This is a genomic window from Proteus vulgaris (assembly GCF_023100685.1).
GTDB lineage: Bacteria > Pseudomonadota > Gammaproteobacteria > Enterobacterales > Enterobacteriaceae > Proteus.
The window spans coordinates 4,291,316-4,307,852 of sequence record NZ_CP090064.1 but is presented as its reverse complement, the minus strand read 5'-3'; the positions used below and the strand labels follow the sequence as shown (position 1 = coordinate 4,307,852).

11 protein-coding genes, 2 tRNA genes and 2 rRNA genes are annotated in these 16,537 nt (G+C 40.3%); 6 read left to right on the top strand and 9 right to left on the bottom strand.

Going from position 1 to position 16,537, the window contains the following annotated elements:
• Positions 1-15 precede the first annotated feature (15 nt).
• The 4 genes from LW139_RS20225 to rrf all read left to right on the top strand — a co-directional run bounded on the left by LW139_RS20225 (position 16) and on the right by rrf (position 3,799).
• Positions 16-92 (top strand) — tRNA-Ile (locus LW139_RS20225).
• Positions 93-249: 157 nt separating this feature from the next.
• Positions 250-325 (top strand) — tRNA-Ala (locus LW139_RS20220).
• 339 nt (positions 326-664) lie between these two features.
• Positions 665-3,567: ribosomal RNA gene (locus tag LW139_RS20215) — 23S ribosomal RNA — on the top strand.
• A 116-nt stretch (positions 3,568-3,683) separates the two neighbouring features.
• Positions 3,684-3,799, top strand: a 5S ribosomal RNA gene (gene rrf, locus LW139_RS20210).
• Between the two features lie 378 nt (positions 3,800-4,177).
• Here the strand turns inward: rrf and LW139_RS20205 are convergent.
• The 4 genes from LW139_RS20205 to acs all read right to left on the bottom strand — a co-directional run bounded on the left by LW139_RS20205 (position 4,178) and on the right by acs (position 10,245).
• A complete protein-coding gene (locus tag LW139_RS20205; protein WP_166540429.1) occupies positions 4,178-5,761 on the bottom strand; it encodes a phosphoethanolamine transferase in 1,584 nt (527 codons plus the stop codon).
• 405 nt (positions 5,762-6,166) lie between these two features.
• Complete coding sequence (locus LW139_RS20200; RefSeq protein ID WP_247850439.1) at positions 6,167-7,822, bottom strand: cation acetate symporter; 1,656 nt, start codon at positions 7,820-7,822, stop codon at positions 6,167-6,169.
• On the bottom strand, positions 7,819-8,130 hold the full coding sequence (locus tag LW139_RS20195; RefSeq protein ID WP_109410228.1) for a DUF485 domain-containing protein: 312 nt from the start codon (positions 8,128-8,130) through the stop codon (positions 7,819-7,821). Before LW139_RS20195 ends, LW139_RS20200 begins: the two co-directional genes overlap by 4 nt.
• A 156-nt stretch (positions 8,131-8,286) precedes the next feature.
• A complete protein-coding gene (gene acs / locus LW139_RS20190) occupies positions 8,287-10,245 on the bottom strand; it encodes an acetate--CoA ligase (protein ID WP_109410227.1) in 1,959 nt (652 codons plus the stop codon).
• Positions 10,246-10,617: 372 nt separating this feature from the next.
• Between acs and sodA the strand changes: the two genes are divergently transcribed.
• Together sodA and yiiM are read left to right on the top strand one after the other, a co-directional pair.
• A complete protein-coding gene (gene sodA / locus LW139_RS20185; RefSeq protein WP_166540432.1) occupies positions 10,618-11,241 on the top strand; it encodes a superoxide dismutase [Mn] in 624 nt (207 codons plus the stop codon).
• Between the two features lie 108 nt (positions 11,242-11,349).
• Entirely contained in the window at positions 11,350-12,024 is a 675-nt protein-coding gene (gene yiiM / locus LW139_RS20180; RefSeq protein WP_166540433.1) for a 6-hydroxyaminopurine reductase, read from the top strand.
• Positions 12,025-12,077: 53 nt separating this feature from the next.
• Here yiiM and trpS read toward each other — a convergent pair whose 3' ends face one another.
• The 5 genes from trpS to LW139_RS20155 all read right to left on the bottom strand — a co-directional run bounded on the left by trpS (position 12,078) and on the right by LW139_RS20155 (position 16,373).
• Complete coding sequence (gene trpS, locus LW139_RS20175) at positions 12,078-13,106, bottom strand: tryptophan--tRNA ligase (RefSeq protein WP_109409935.1); 1,029 nt, start codon at positions 13,104-13,106, stop codon at positions 12,078-12,080.
• A gap of 7 nt (positions 13,107-13,113) precedes the next feature.
• On the bottom strand, positions 13,114-13,818 hold the full coding sequence (locus LW139_RS20170) for a phosphoglycolate phosphatase (protein ID WP_109409936.1): 705 nt from the start codon (positions 13,816-13,818) through the stop codon (positions 13,114-13,116).
• Positions 13,818-14,489 (bottom strand): ribulose-phosphate 3-epimerase, encoded by a 672-nt coding sequence (gene rpe, locus LW139_RS20165; protein WP_006534381.1) that lies wholly within the window; start codon positions 14,487-14,489, stop codon positions 13,818-13,820. Before rpe ends, LW139_RS20170 begins: the two co-directional genes overlap by 1 nt.
• 44 nt (positions 14,490-14,533) lie before the next feature.
• The gene (gene dam, locus LW139_RS20160) at positions 14,534-15,349 is read right to left on the bottom strand and encodes an adenine-specific DNA-methyltransferase (protein ID WP_166540435.1); all 816 of its coding nucleotides are present in this window, start codon (positions 15,347-15,349) and stop codon (positions 14,534-14,536) included.
• A gap of 82 nt (positions 15,350-15,431) precedes the next feature.
• Positions 15,432-16,373 carry an SPOR domain-containing protein gene (locus LW139_RS20155; RefSeq protein ID WP_166540436.1) on the bottom strand — a complete coding sequence of 314 codons (942 nt, stop codon included), beginning with the start codon at positions 16,371-16,373 and terminating at the stop codon, positions 15,432-15,434.
• Between the last annotated feature and the right edge of the window lie 164 nt (positions 16,374-16,537).

The following is a 16,537-nucleotide window of genomic DNA, read 5'->3' as shown; positions in this document are numbered from 1 at the left end:
CAGAAATACCGGTATAGGCTTGTAGCTCAGGTGGTTAGAGCGCACCCCTGATAAGGGTGAGGTCGGTGGTTCAAGTCCACTCAGGCCTACCAAATCGTATTGATACTGCGTTGTGAATTCACTCGTTTACTTAATGTAAACTTCGTGACTCCACGCCTTGTCTCACTGCGATTGGCTCAATTCTTACTTAAGGGAAATTCCTGATAAGAAAGAAACCTGAGAAACGACATGGTATTAAGAATGCATTATGGGGCTATAGCTCAGCTGGGAGAGCGCCTGCCTTGCACGCAGGAGGTCAGCGGTTCGATCCCGCTTAGCTCCACCATAATCTCTTGAATATAAAAACAATAATTCAGAGTATATTAGCAATAGTATACTGCGAATTATTTTGCTCTTTAACAATCTGGAACAAGCTGAAAAATTGAAAACAAATCAATATATCACCGAGGTATATTGATGAGTCTCTCAAAATCTCAAACTTTGAATGTGTTTTTCGACATCGAAGTGGGATGAGCGAGCAATTTACAGTTCGAGGCGGCCAGCGCACAGCCAGCGCAACATACATGAGTATGTGAGCATGGCGAGCACTGCCCAACGACGAAATGTAATCTGCACAGCCATCACCACCCAGACGTCTTCAAGAAGAAACACCTTCGGGTTGTGAGGTTAAGCGAATAAGCGTACACGGTGGATGCCTAGGCAATCAGAGGCGATGAAGGACGTGCTAATCTGCGATAAGCGTCGGTAAGGTGATATGAACCGTTATAACCGACGATTTCCGAATGGGGAAACCCAATATCCAATGGATATTATCATGACGTGAATACATAGCGTCATGAAGCGAACCGGGAGAACTGAAACATCTCAGTACCCCGAGGAAAAGAAATCAACCGAGATTCCCCTAGTAGCGGCGAGCGAACGGGGAACAGCCCAGAGTCTTAATCAATAGCAGCATCAGGAGAACGGTCTGGAAAGTCCGGCAGTAAAGGGTGATAGCCCCGTATCTGAAGATGCTGTTATTGTGAACTCGACGAGTAGGGCGGGACACGTGTTATCCTGTCTGAATATGGGGGGACCATCCTCCAAGGCTAAATACTCCTGATTGACCGATAGTGAACCAGTACCGTGAGGGAAAGGCGAAAAGAACCCCGGCGAGGGGAGTGAAAAAGAACCTGAAACCGTGTACGTACAAGCAGTAGGAGCCTCTTTATGGGGTGACTGCGTACCTTTTGTATAATGGGTCAGCGACTTATATTCTGTAGCAAGGTTAACCGTATAGGGGAGCCGTAGGGAAACCGAGTCTTAACTGGGCGAATGAGTTGCAGGGTATAGACCCGAAACCCGGTGATCTATCCATGGGCAGGTTGAAGGTTGGGTAACACTAACTGGAGGACCGAACCGACTAATGTTGAAAAATTAGCGGATGACTTGTGGATGGGGGTGAAAGGCCAATCAAACCGGGAGATAGCTGGTTCTCCCCGAAAGCTATTTAGGTAGCGCCTCGTGAACTCATCTTCGGGGGTAGAGCACTGTTTCGACTAGGGGGTCATCCCGACTTACCAACTCGATGCAAACTGCGAATACCGAAGAATGTTATCACGGGAGACACACGGCGGGTGCTAACGTCCGTCGTGAAGAGGGAAACAACCCAGACCGCCAGCTAAGGTCCCAAAGTCATGGTTAAGTGGGAAACGAAGTGGGAAGGCTCAGACAGCCAGGATGTTGGCTTAGAAGCAGCCATCATTTAAAGAAAGCGTAATAGCTCACTGGTCGAGTCGGCCCGCGCGGAAGATGTAACGGGGCTAAACCATGCACCGAAGCTGCGGCAGCAATACTATGTATTGTTGGGTAGGGGAGCGTTCTGTAAGCCTGCGAAGGTGTACTGTGAGGTATGCTGGAGGTATCAGAAGTGCGAATGCTGACATAAGTAACGATAATGCGGGTGAAAAACCCGCACGCCGGAAGACCAAGGGTTCCTGTCCAACGTTAATCGGGGCAGGGTGAGTCGACCCCTAAGGCGAGGCTGAAAAGCGTAGTCGATGGGAAACGGGTTAATATTCCCGTACTGGTGGTAACTGCGATGGGGGAACGGAGAAGGCTAGGTTGTCCGGGCGACGGTCGTCCCGGTTCAAGCATGTAGGCAGAGTGATTAGGCAAATCCGGTCACTTAATGCTGAGGTGTGATGACGAACCACTAAGGTGGTGAAGCAATTGATGCCCTGCTTCCAGGAAAAGCCTCTAAGCTTCAGGTTACCAACAATCGTACCCCAAACCGACACAGGTGGTCAGGTAGAGAATACTCAGGCGCTTGAGAGAACTCGGGTGAAGGAACTAGGCAAAATGGTGCCGTAACTTCGGGAGAAGGCACGCTGGCGGTAAGTGAAGTCCCTTGCGGACGGAGCCGAAGCCAGTCGAAGATACCAGCTGGCTGCAACTGTTTATTAAAAACACAGCACTGTGCAAACACGAAAGTGGACGTATACGGTGTGACGCCTGCCCGGTGCTGGAAGGTTAATTGATGGGGTTATCCTTAGGGAGAAGCTCTTGATCGAAGCCCCAGTAAACGGCGGCCGTAACTATAACGGTCCTAAGGTAGCGAAATTCCTTGTCGGGTAAGTTCCGACCTGCACGAATGGCGTAATGATGGCCAGGCTGTCTCCACCCGAGACTCAGTGAAATTGAACTCGCTGTGAAGATGCAGTGTACCCGCGGCAAGACGGAAAGACCCCGTGAACCTTTACTATAGCTTGACACTGAACATTGAGCCTTGATGTGTAGGATAGGTGGGAGACTATGAAATGTGGACGCCAGTCTGCATGGAGTCAACCTTGAAATACCACCCTTTAACGTTTGATGTTCTAACCTAGGTCCATAATCTGGATCGGGGACCGTGTCTGGTGGGTAGTTTGACTGGGGCGGTCTCCTCCTAAAGAGTAACGGAGGAGCACGAAGGTTGGCTAAGCATGGTCGGACATCATGCGGTTAGTGCAAAGGCATAAGCCAGCTTGACTGTGAGAGTGACGGCTCGAGCAGGTACGAAAGTAGGTCTTAGTGATCCGGTGGTTCTGAATGGAAGGGCCATCGCTCAACGGATAAAAGGTACTCCGGGGATAACAGGCTGATACCGCCCAAGAGTTCATATCGACGGCGGTGTTTGGCACCTCGATGTCGGCTCATCACATCCTGGGGCTGAAGTAGGTCCCAAGGGTATGGCTGTTCGCCATTTAAAGTGGTACGCGAGCTGGGTTTAGAACGTCGTGAGACAGTTCGGTCCCTATCTGCCGTGGGCGTTGGAAGATTGAGAGGGGTTGCTCCTAGTACGAGAGGACCGGAGTGAACGCACCACTGGTGTTCGGGTTGTCATGCCAATGGCATTGCCCGGTAGCTAAGTGCGGAAGAGATAACCGCTGAAAGCATCTAAGCGGGAAACTTGCCTCGAGATGAGTCTTCCCTGTCACCTTGAGTGACCTAAAGGAACGTTTAAGACTAAGACGTTGATAGGCTGGGTGTGTAAGCGTAGCGATACGTTGAGCTAACCAGTACTAATGAACCGTGAGGCTTAACCTGACAACACCGAAGGTGTTTTGTCTGAGAGACAAAAAGTAGATGAAGTAAGCTTGTTTAAGATTGAAATTGCTGGTTATGACGAGAAATCGGAGTAACGGGTGATTAAACAGAATTTGCTTGGCGGCCATAGCGCAGCGGTCCCACCTGATCCCATGCCGAACTCAGAAGTGAAACGTTGTAGCGCCGATGGTAGTGTGGGGTCTCCCCATGTGAGAGTAGGGAACTGCCAGGCATTAAATAAGACGAAAAAGCCAACCCAGTGGGTTGGCTTTTTTGCGTTTGGAGTTTTTTATATAGCTTATATGCTAGTCGATAATTCATTGAATTTAATAATCGATATATAGAAAACAAATAAAGCTAAAAATGTCGTTACATTCCTCAATTGATCTTTAAAATAGCCACTCTTAACGCTATTAAATCCTATTTATGGCATTCAATTAGTAAGATCATCACCGTATCAAGCATCTAATATTACTTAATTTGATACCTAGAGTTATTCTTTTCTGTTTTTATTATCTCAAACAGATCTTATTAGAAATAGATAATGAAGGTATAAACACACTCTTTATTATTAAGTGTATTTCTTATTTAGATATTTTTGATGAGGATATTATTGAGGTTCCTGCTCTTCTGAACTTAATAAATCATAGTTTAAGAGGTTTTTATTCCCATCAATAACCATTATTGGTGATTTCGGCTGATAGCATTCTTTTAATGGTGAATAACATTTTTTTGGTGAGTTATGTTCTATACCAAGCCAACTACTTAATAGCCAATAGTTATTTACCGTCGAATAAGGCTCATTCAACGCTTCATCATTAATAACAGGTTTAATAGATGATGAGCTATACCAAATGAACAAAGGAATGTCGTAAGCTTCTTTACGCGGTGTATTTACACCATGATGATAACGAATCTCTCTATTCTTATCGAGGCGCTGTAAAGCATGATCTGCAAAGTAGAGAATAGATGCGGGTTTATCTTTTACTTTTTCAATAATGTTATTAATTAATTTATCTGTATAAGCGATAGAGCTGTCATAACAATTATCATCTTCTTGTTGTGTGAATTTTTTAAAATCTTGATTTGGAAATCGGTTACAAGCAGGTTCATGACTACCATAAGTATGCAAAATAATAAATTTTTTCTGTGTAGATGGTTCATTGAGTGCTTTATCTAAATAAGGAAGTAGTTCTTCATCATAACCAATAAAATCATTCCACTTTTTATTCTGTGCCATATTTGCAATGACCGAGATTACACTTGTTTTTTGATTCCCTTCCCCTTGGTTACTTAGCCAATAAGTTTTAAATCCAGCATGATTAGCAAGGGAAACAATATTATCAGCGTAATGATTTTTATCCTGTAACTGCTCTAACCCTATATTTGAGAGAGAAATTGGTACAGAAAGAATGGTTACTGGGGCTGGAGAGTAAACATTCTTAAAAAGAATTAGATTGTTTTTCTCTTTCATTAAATTTGGAGTTGTATCATGAGGATAACCATAAATACCTAAATGGTCACGCCGAACAGATTCCCCAATAATAAGAATATAAATATCTGTATTATTATCTTTTTTACTATATTGATAATTAACTTTTTGAGAAGCTATTCTTTTTATTTGACGATTTTCATGAAACGTTCTAACCAGTGCTGCTGCATTATAAAAAGGTGTATTTAAAAGAGTATATTCAGAGATTAATTTAGTATTGTTATCATTTCTTAATGCTAAGTTTTTATATATAGGAATAATTGCTATTAATATAACGATTGCAATAACACTATTTATTGTGGTTTTTAAATGAGAAAATCGAGCGCTTTTATGGATAAGAAAATAATAAATAGAGAAGCTACATATATAAAATAACACGTAATATTTATTATAAGAAAGCATACCAACAGTCTCACTGCCGTTAGTATTTATAAACGTTTCTGCGATAGAAGAGGAAAATGCAATGTCGTGTTCACGATAGAAAAATAGAGAAATAGACAGATTTAAAGACCATAGCGCGCTAATTATAAATGTTACTATTTTTCCCAGAATTGAACGATAAATTCCACTACACATCAGCATAAGTAGCCAACCAATGAGAACAATATAAATCTTTTGTTCTATATACAACGTTGAGCCACCAAGTATTGCTGGTGTTATAGATAAAAGAAATAAAAGTGTGTAATAAGTTAGTCGAGACATAATCTATTTAAAACTGTCACCTCTTCTTATGTAGAACAAAAAGTTAACCATTTACCTTTTGACAATACAAGGCTTGTTTGACTGAAATGTGTCTGAATTTGGTATTATTACGACTTTTCTAGCTTTTTTGTATTATAAATAAAGTTATAAAGTGAATAAATAATAATGATTTTATTTGTAATATATTGATTTTATTTTGTTTTTATTTTTCTTTTGTGATAAGGAGCTAATAAACAGCAAGTTATTAAAATAAACGTATAGATATGTATTTAAAAATTAGATTTATTCTAAATAAGTAAAGGGGATAAATATATTTGGATTGTATAGCAATAAAATAAAAGTGCCCTTCTTTATTATAAAAGAATGAGCACTTTTATCGTAAATTATCAGTGGGTTTTATGACTCTTAGTGATCTTTGCCTTGTTCAATTCCTAAGCCAATTTGAGAGCGAATAAATTGTGCTTGAAACTTCACTTTTTCTTGCTCACCTAAAGATGATTTATCTGTAATTGAAAAAAACCATGAAACAACAAAAGCAACTACCATTGAAAATAATGCTGGATATTCATAAGGATAGATAGGTTTTTCATGACCTAAAATGCTGACCCAAATTGTTGGCCCTAAGATCATTAATGTTACGGCTATTAATAAACCAGACCATCCCCCAGCTACAGCGCCACGTGTTGTTAGTCCTTTCCAATACATTGATAGCAAAATGATTGGGAAGTTACAGCTTGCGGCTATTGAGAAAGCGAGTCCTACCATAAAGGCAATGTTTTGCTTTTCAAATAGTATCCCTAAACCTATAGCGACTATCCCCAATATTACAACAGTTACTTTAGATACATTAAGCTCTTTACGTTCATCTGCATGACCATTTTTAATTACGTTAGCATAAAGATCATGAGAAACCGCGGAAGCACCAGCTAAAGTCAACCCTGCAACAACAGCTAATATAGTGGCAAAAGCAACCGCAGAGATAAAACCAAGGAAGAAATTACCCCCAACAGCATCAGCAAGATGAACTGCTGCCATGTTTGTGCCGCCAATTAGAGCGCCAGCGGCATCTTTGAACATAGGATTAGGGCTAACGAGTAGGATAGCGCCGAAACCAATGATAAAAGTAAGAATATAGAAATAGCCGATAAAACCTGTTGCATAGAAGACACTCTTACGGGCTTCTTTGGCATCACTAACCGTAAAGAAGCGCATGATGATATGAGGGAGCCCTGCGGTACCAAACATTAATGCAAGACCTAAAGAAAGTGCAGAAATAGGATCAGAGACTAAGCCTCCTGGGCTCATAATTGAGGAGCCTTTTGAATGCACATTTACAGCTTCTTTAAATAAAGTGTTGAAATTAAAATCTACCGTTTTCATGACCATAACAGCCATAAAACTTGCACCAGCGAGTAATAAAATAGCTTTGATGATTTGTACCCAAGTCGTTGCTAACATGCCACCAAATAACACATACAACACCATGAGAATACCAACGAGTACCACAGCAATATGATAGTTCAAGCCAAAAAGTAGCTCGATTAGCTTTCCTGCGCCGACCATTTGTGCAATCAGATAAAGAGCCACCACTACTAAAGAGCCTATAGCAGAGAGTGTTCTAATCGGTTTAGGGCTTAATCGGTAAGAAACAACATCAGCAAAGGTATAACGTCCTAAATTACGTAAACGTTCAGCAATAATAAAAAGAATAATCGGCCAGCCGATGAGGAATCCTATTGAATAAATCAGACCATCGTAACCAGAAGTATAAACGAGAGCGGAAATCCCTAAAAAGGATGCTGCTGACATAAAATCGCCTGCAATAGCCATCCCATTTTGAAATCCTGTTATTTTTCCTCCAGCTGTATAATAGTCTGAACGTGAACGAGTACGTTTAGAGGCCCAATAAGTGATATAAAGTGTTAATCCAACAAATATCAGAAACATAATAATAGCCTGAATATTCATCGGTTGTTTCTCACCACCTTCTGTTATTGCAGCAGCATAAACAACGGTTGAAGAGAGGAGAAATAGGCTTATTGTGTAGAGTAATTTGCTCATTTTTCTACCTCTTCAATAATCTCGTTTGTCAGTTTGTCGAACACTGTATTGGCTTTTACAACGTAAATACCAGTTAATAAAAATGAAGCAATAATTAACCCGATGCCAATAGGAATACCTCGTGTAATGTAGCTACCCTCATACAAGGGAGTTCCTAGCCATTGTGGATAGAAGGCGATAAGTAAGATAAATGAAACATACATAACGAGTGTAATAATTGAAAGTGTCCATGAAAAACGACTACGTTTTTTAACCAGTTCTTTAAAGCGAGGGTTATTTTCTATCTCTTGATAAATATTGGCATTCATCAGAGTTCTCCTCTATATAATTGTTTGGTTGATCACTTGATTTAGAGGCTTAAATCCCCCGCATTCCATGATTTTCAGGTAAGAGAGCCTAGCAAAGGCATTTTCATGCCTTTGCATTGTCGTATCACGTTTTTAAATGACAGTTATATTGCTGTGTTAAGCAGTAAGTGATAGAGACTGTTTTTCTTCTAACAGTTTCTCTACAACACCTGGATCGGCGAGTGTTGAGGTATCTCCGAGGTTAGTTGTGTCACCAGAGGCAATTTTACGCAAGATACGGCGCATAATTTTCCCCGAGCGCGTTTTGGGTAAAGAATCTGTCCAGTGAAGAATATCTGGTGTTGCAATTGGTCCTATTTCTTTACGTACCCAGTTACGGACTTCTGTATAAAGCTCAGGCGTTGGCTCTTCACCATGATTTAACGTGACATAAGCATAAATAGCCTGTCCTTTAATATTATGAGGAATACCCACTACTGCGGCTTCAGCAATCTTAGGGTGAGCGACGAGGGCAGATTCTATTTCTGCTGTTCCTAAACGGTGGCCTGAAATATTCAAGACATCATCAACACGTCCTGTTATCCAATAATCACCATCTTCATCACGGCGAGCACCATCACCAGAGAAATACATACCTTTAAAGGTTGAGAAGTAAGTTTGTTCAAACCGATCGTGATCACCAAAAAGTGTTCTTGCTTGACCTGGCCAAGAATCAGTAATCACTAAGTTACCTTCACAAGCTCCTTGTTGTACTTCTCCCATATTGTCGACAATAGCAGGTTGAACGCCGAAGAAAGGGCGTGTTGCTGAACCTGGTTTTAGATCCATAGCTCCCGGCAATGGAGTTATCATGAAACCACCGGTTTCTGTTTGCCACCATGTATCAACAATCGGGCATTGGCTACGTCCCATTTTCTGATAGAACCACTCCCAAGCTTCCGGATTAATAGGCTCACCTACAGAGCCAAGAATGCGTAGAGAGGTGCGTTGAGTTCCTTCAATCGCTTTATCGCCTTCAGCCATTAACGCACGAATTGCGGTAGGGGCTGTGTAGAGAATATTGATTTGGTGCTTATCAACGATTTGAGCCATACGGTTAACTGCTGGGTAATTAGGTACACCTTCAAACATGACTGTTGTTGCACCATTTGAAAGCGGGCCATACAGTAAGTAGCTATGCCCTGTTACCCAACCTACGTCAGCAGTACACCAATAAATATCACCTTCATGATAATCAAAGGTGTATTTAAACGTCATTGAAGCATAAACAAGATAGCCTCCAGTGGTATGTAACACACCTTTAGGTTTACCTGTTGAACCCGATGTGTACAGAATAAAGAGTGGATCTTCAGCATCCATAACTTCTACATCACACTCAGTACTTACACCTTGAATAATTTCATCCCACCAAATATCACGACCTTCAATCCATTGTTCTGTATTTCCTGTTCGGCGAAGTACAACAACATGATTAATCGGCGGAATATCCGCGTGATTTAATGCATCATCGACATTTTTCTTTAGAGGGATAGCACGGCCTGCGCGCAAGCCTTCATCAGCAGTGATAACTAATTTGGCTTTCGAATCAATGATACGACCAGCAACGGCTTCTGGTGAGAAACCACCAAAAATAACAGAGTGGATTGCACCAATACGAGTACAAGCGAGCATAGCAACTGCTGCTTCAGGTACCATCGGCATATAAATCGCCACAACATCGCCTTTTTTAATTCCTAGATTTTTTAATACATTAGCGAATTGGCAAACATCTTGGTGGAGTTGTCGGTAAGTGATTTTTTTCGACTCATTAGGTGAGTCACCTTCCCAAATAATTGCAGTTTGATCACCCCGTGTTTTAAGGTGGCGATCAAGGCAGTTTTGGCTGATGTTTAGCTGTCCATCTTCAAACCAGCGAATGCGTACGTGGCCTGGGTCAAATGAAGTGTTTTTTACCACAGTATATGGTTTTATCCAGTCAACAATCTTCCCTTTATCTGCCCAAAAGGCCTCAGGGTTTTTGATAGATAATTCATAGTCTTTTTGGTATTGCTCTTTATTGATCAGGGCATGTTCTGCAATGCTTGCAGGAATATGATGTTGGTTTATTTTTGTCATAATAGTTCTCCTCACTATTGTTAATACTATGTCAAAAAGTCGTTAACAAAAGAGGGGGAATTAAAATTGTTTCTTTTTTGCGCAGAAGATCACGAATTAATGGAAATGCTTTTCATGGAATGTTCAATTAGTGCTAAAGCAAGGTGTGCATTATTTAGCTGTATTTATCTTGTTTAATAGAATTATTATTTAATAAAAGGCTTTTAAATTAAAACAATATACTGTGAAAATTAATTAACGAGTGCTGAATAAAAAAACCACAAAAATAATATGGATATGATAATGATTTTCATTAACGTTTTTTTCACTATAATGAAATGAAAAGATAAATCACATGATGTGATCCAAGATAAAACAGCACTGGAGATTAATATGAGCTATACATTACCTGCACTGCCTTATGCTTATGATGCGTTAGAACCTCATTTTGATGAGCGTACAATGGAAATTCACCATACTAAGCATCATCAAACTTATGTAAATAATACCAATACTGCATTAGAAAAATTACCTGAACTTGCTGGCTTAGATATTGATGAGCTAGTTAAAAACCTTCATAAAGTGCCTGCAGATCAACGTACATTCTTACGTAATAATGCGGGTGGCCACTCAAATCACTCTTTATTTTGGAAAGGTTTAAAATTAGGAACTCAATTACAAGGTTCACTAAAAGAGGCGATTGAACGCGATTTTGGTAGTGTTGATGCTTTTAAAGAGTTATTTGAAAAAGCAGCAGCTAGCCGTTTTGGTTCAGGCTGGGCATGGCTGGTATTAAAAGAGGATGGTAAGTTAGCCGTTGTTTCTACAGCCAACCAAGATAGCCCATTAATGGGTGAAGAGTTAGCTGGTGCATCTGGCTATCCAATTGTTGGATTAGATGTATGGGAACATGCTTATTATTTGAAATATCAAAACCGTCGCCCTGATTATATCAAAGCGTTCTGGTCAGTTGTGAACTGGGATGAAGCGCAAAAACGTTTTCAAAGCAAAGCATAATTGAATTGATCATTTCTGTTCTATTTTAAATGCCGACAATTGTCGGCATTGTTTATTTTGAACACTCTCTTTACTATGGGTCATTGTTTTCTGTTTAGGTAGTGAGCCATGCGTTATTTTCCTAGTGTTTTTATCGGCAACATCACAACAACATCTAATGGATTTACCAGTGCGATCACTAAAAGGCTGGTGGACGGTCATATCAAACTCACTTCGCTGGGATTAGAAGGTGATGAGCAAGCAGAAAAGAGTTTTCACGGTGGCCCTGATCGCGCACTTTGTCACTATCCTAAAGAACACTATCGTTATTGGGCTGAGCAATTCCCACAATTGACTGATTTTCTTCATGCTCCAGCATTTGGTGAAAATATCTCAACAACCGGCATGACTGAAGAAAATGTTTTTATTGGTGATATTTACCAATGGGGAAATGCTTTTATCCAAGTCACACAACCTCGCTCTCCTTGTTATAAACTTAATACAGTGACTGAAGTCAGTAACTTTTCGCAAATTATGCAAGATAGTGGCTATTGTGGTTGGTTATATCGTGTTGTGAGTACAGGAGAAACAGGTAGTCATCATCCTCTTGTCTTGGTTTCAAGAAACAGTGATGTCTCTGTTAAAGAGGCGATTTCAATTGCTTTTCATATGCCCTTTGATGAAGAACTTTATCGTCGTCTATTAAGTGCCGCAGGGTTATCTGCGAGTTGGAGTAAGACTATGCAGTTAAGAATGCAAAATCAAACCATTGAGAGTTTTAATCGGCGGTTATTTAAGGAATAAAAAAAACACCTCTCTAAAAATAGGAGAGGTGTTTTTTATGTATTAAAAGAAAATCACGGATGAGCAATAAACCCGATTGCGTCATAAACCTTGTCTAAGGTTGCTTGAGCGCGAGCTTTAGCTTTATCTGCACCTTCTTTCATTATTTTATTAAGTAGAGCATCATCATTACGGAATGTGTTAAATCGTTCTTGAATGTTGGTTAGCATTTCAGAGACCGCATCTGCGACAGCGCCTTTTAGATGACCGTACATTTGGCCTTCAAATTCAGCTTCTAATTCAGGAATAGTTTTACCTGTTACACCCGCTAAAATATCCAATAAGTTAGATACACCCGCTTTATTTTCAAGATCGTAAATAACACGAGGTGGCTCTTCTGAGTCAGTCATTGCACGTTTGATTTTTTTAGCTGCCGCTTTTGGATCTTCAAGCAATGCGATAACGTTATTACGGTTATCATCAGACTTAGACATTTTTTTAGTTGGATCTTGTAATGCCATAACACGCGCACCACCTTTTGGAATAAAAGGATCTGGTACAGTGAAGATATCGCCATAAATAGCGTTAAAACGCTGAGCAATATCACGACTTAATTCAAGATGTTGTTTTTGGTCAATACCAACAGGAACTTGATTTGTTTGATAAATAAGAATATCTGCTGCCATTAATACAGGATAATCAAATAATCCGGCGTTAATATTTTCAGCATGACGGGCTGATTTATCTTTAAATTGAGTCATACGGCTCAATTCACCAAAATAGGTGTAACAATTGAGTGCCCAGCTTAATTGAGCATGTTGTGGAACATGTGACTGAACAAAAATGGTGCTTTTTTCTGGATCAATACCGCAAGCAAGATAGAGTGCCAGCGTATCTAGCGTTCTTTTTCTTAATTCTTTTGGATCTTGACGAACTGTAATGGCGTGCTGGTCAACGATACAGTAAATGCAGTCATAATCATCTTGCATTTGTACCCATTGACGTAATGCACCCATATAGTTTCCGATAGTTAACTCACCAGAAGGCTGTGCACCACTGAATACAATTGGTTTTTTTGCCTTTTTTTCTACTGAAGTCGTCATGTTAGTTCTATTCCACAGTTGTCATTGGCGTGATGTCGAGGATTGAAAGCAAATCAGCAAAATTATCAAGAGTATAATCAGGTTTGCTATCTGCGATAGATACGCCGTAGTTATAGCCATAGGTTAAACCTACGCAAGGGCATTGTGCCTCTTGTGCTGCAATAATATCGTTGCGAGAATCCCCAACAAAAAGGAGTTCTTCCTTTTTAACACCAAATGTACCCATTGTTAAATATAATGGTGCTGGATGCGGTTTTTTTTCTTTAACATCGTCTCCTCCTAGCACTAAGGAAAAATACTTATCAATTTCCAGTTGCTGTAATAGTGGAGCGATAAATGGTGACGGTTTATTGGTGACGATACCTAATGGAATATTATGTGAAGCTAATACTTCAAGCGTTTCTTTAACGTGCGGGAATAAATCACTGCCTGTTTTGACGGAAGTTGCATAATGTTCATCAAAAAGATCACGCATCTCTTTTAATAAGGTTTCAGTGACATCCTCAACGCCAGCATTATGCAAAGCACGCGTAAGTAGCATATCAACGCCATTACCCACCCAGATAGTGACGTTATGTTTTCCAGCAGGAGGAAAGCCTTTTGCTTTTAATGCGTAATCTGTTGCTTCTGTAAGCCCTACTGCGCTGTCGGTGAGTGTGCCATCGAGATCAAAGGCGATAGCACGGATACCTTTGAGTTTTTTATCTGTCATTACGATACCTTCTTTAATTCACGGCGCATATTGTCGATAACATGTTTATAGTCAGGCTGATTGAAAATAGCAGAGCCAGCAACAAACATATCTGCACCCGCTTGGGCAATTTCAGCAATATTATCGACTTTGACACCGCCATCAATTTCTAAACGAATGTCATAACCACCATCATCAATCATCTTACGAACTTGGCGTAATTTATCGAGAGTGTTAGGAATAAATGATTGGCCACCAAAACCTGGGTTAACAGACATCAGCAGGATAAGATCTAATTTATCCATAACATAGTCGAGATAGTTTAATGGGGTTGCTGGATTAAGCACTAAGCCTGCTTTACAACCACAATCTTTGATTAATTGAATGGTACGGTCAACGTGGTCACTGGCTTCTGCATGAAATGAAATATAAGTTGCGCCTGCTTCTGCAAAATCAGGGATGATGCGATCAACGGGCTTTACCATTAAATGAACATCAATAGGTGCAGTAATTCCATAGTTACGTAAGGCTTTGCATATCGGTGCGCCAAACGTCAGATTTGGAACATAATGGTTATCCATGACATCAAAGTGGACAACGTCAGCACCCGCAGCAAGTACTTTTTCAGTATCTTCACCAAGGCGTGCAAAATCAGCAGATAAAATAGAAGGGGCAATCAGAAAATCTTTCATCGCATTCTCCTGACAACACTCCCATTGTCGGGAGGTGTTAACGATTATTTATATAAGGCAAGTAATTCGTTCACTTTGCTACGACCAAGTGTGTTGCTACTGATTGTTCTTCTGACTTTCACACTGTGTAGCTCTTTTGCGTCTACATACCACTCTTTTGTTAACGCAGTCTCATGATTTGATATTAACACGGGTATCTGTCTCTCGTAAGCCAGCATTGAGGCAAGTTGAGCCAGATGTTCCTGCTCTTGAAAACTAAAGCTATTTGTATGGTATGACGTGAAATTTGCAGTTGGTGATAATGGCGCATAAGGCGGATCACAATAAATGACGGCACCTTTTTCTGCATTTGTCATGGTTGATGAATAGCTTTGGCAAACAAATTTAGCTTTTTGTGCTTTTTCAGAAAACCAAATTAACTCTGTTTCAGGAAAATAAGGTTTTTTGTAACGGCCAAAAGGGACGTTATATTCACCTTTGGAATTATAACGACATAACCCATTGTAGCAATGACGGTTAAGATAGAGAAATAGAACACTACGCTGATAAGGATCAGTTGAGCGATTAAACTCTTGTCGTAGTTGATAAAATTCCTCTGCGATATTCATTTGAGGGGTAAATAACAAGCGAGCATCCTTCATAAATTTTTCAGGATGTCGCTTTACCGTATTATAGAGATGAATTAGATCACTATTTATGTCGGCAAGAATATATGAATCGTATTCTGTATTTAAAAAAACAGAACCAGCACCCATAAAAGGTTCAATTAAACAGTTACCTTCAGGCAGATGACGTTTAATGTCATCTACCAAAGGATACTTACCACCAGCCCATTTTAGGAATGCGCGCTTTTTTTTCATGCCGTCCAAATTTCTCAATCGTTTCAGAGTCGCCGATTGTACTCTGTTTCAGACAGCATATCAGCGGTGAACCTCGTCTTAATTATTTTTTTAGATCCTGATGAACATGTTTCATCGGTCTAACCCAAGGTTGTTTCGCTTGTACCGGTGCAGGTAATGAAGAAACAGCCTGTTTAGCTTCGCTTATATTACGATAGTTACCATAGATGAGTACATACCAAGGGTTACCATTACGCTGAGTTTTATAGATAGCGTAGTTTCCATTGAGGTTCTTTTTAGCGAAAGCTTCTAAGGTATCTTGGCGACTTGCACCACTTAATTGCAATGTATAATTTGAAGCTGGAATAGAACTTAAATTGCCAGCAGATAATGAGCCTGAAACAACCGGTTTAGTAGCGGGTTTAGATTGTGTTGTTGCTGGAGGTGTTACCGGCTTTGTTGGCGGTGTTTTTACTTCAGCAGGTTTTTGTACTGGTTGCACTGGCTTGGTTGCTGGTGGCTGTGTCGCTGGCTGTACTGGTTTTGGTTGTTGTGAATTTAATTGCTGCTGTTGACCAGTCACTTGGTTTATACCTGCTTGTTGTTGATTTAAAGAATCAACAATATCACCAGGGATCTCAACACGTTGACCTTGTGAATCAATCATAGGTGGTAAATTTTGTGAAGGGGGTGTCACTGATTGGATTTCTTGTCCAGAAATAGCTTGAGGTGTTGATGGCTGACCATTTTCTGTAGGTGTAACGGATGACGGTTGTTGAGACAGATCGATATTTCTTTCTGTTCCAGTTGGTGACGTAGGTTCAGTTGTTTCTGGTGATTTTAATGCAGAGCTGATTGCAATAATTAACAGAATAAGCACTAGGACACCTACACCAATCATCATCTGTTGACGGGATACAGAGAAGCGTGCATTTTTTAATGGGTTGCTACGAGGTCGGTTGGTTCGACGTTCAGGTCTATCCGATGTATCAGGTTTGAGTGAATTATCACCCTTAATTTCATTATCAGGTTTGAACTCGTCCATTATGCCCTCCGTCAGAGCGTCAAAAAGCGAAAAATATTCTATTCAGCCTTAGCCATTACCTCATAGTATAAGGATGAAACGCTTTTTCTGAAACGTTGCATTTGACAATATTAACCAGAATTATCCTTAAGTAGGCATTCTGGTTTACTTCTAGTCAGGTAATG

Coding starts and splice junctions, on each gene's coding strand:
- LW139_RS20205 (WP_166540429.1), bottom strand. CDS start 5,761: ATGTCTCGACTAACTTATTACACACTTTTATTTCTTTTATCTATAACA.
- LW139_RS20155 (WP_166540436.1), bottom strand. CDS start 16,373: ATGGACGAGTTCAAACCTGATAATGAAATTAAGGGTGATAATTCACTC.
- yiiM (WP_166540433.1), top strand. CDS start 11,350: ATGCGTTATTTTCCTAGTGTTTTTATCGGCAACATCACAACAACATCT.
- rpe (WP_006534381.1), bottom strand. CDS start 14,489: ATGAAAGATTTTCTGATTGCCCCTTCTATTTTATCTGCTGATTTTGCA.
- LW139_RS20195 (WP_109410228.1), bottom strand. CDS start 8,130: ATGAATGCCAATATTTATCAAGAGATAGAAAATAACCCTCGCTTTAAA.
- sodA (WP_166540432.1), top strand. CDS start 10,618: ATGAGCTATACATTACCTGCACTGCCTTATGCTTATGATGCGTTAGAA.
- LW139_RS20170 (WP_109409936.1), bottom strand. CDS start 13,818: ATGACAGATAAAAAACTCAAAGGTATCCGTGCTATCGCCTTTGATCTC.
- dam (WP_166540435.1), bottom strand. CDS start 15,349: ATGAAAAAAAAGCGCGCATTCCTAAAATGGGCTGGTGGTAAGTATCCT.
- trpS (WP_109409935.1), bottom strand. CDS start 13,106: ATGACGACTTCAGTAGAAAAAAAGGCAAAAAAACCAATTGTATTCAGT.
- LW139_RS20200 (WP_247850439.1), bottom strand. CDS start 7,822: ATGAGCAAATTACTCTACACAATAAGCCTATTTCTCCTCTCTTCAACC.
- acs (WP_109410227.1), bottom strand. CDS start 10,245: ATGACAAAAATAAACCAACATCATATTCCTGCAAGCATTGCAGAACAT.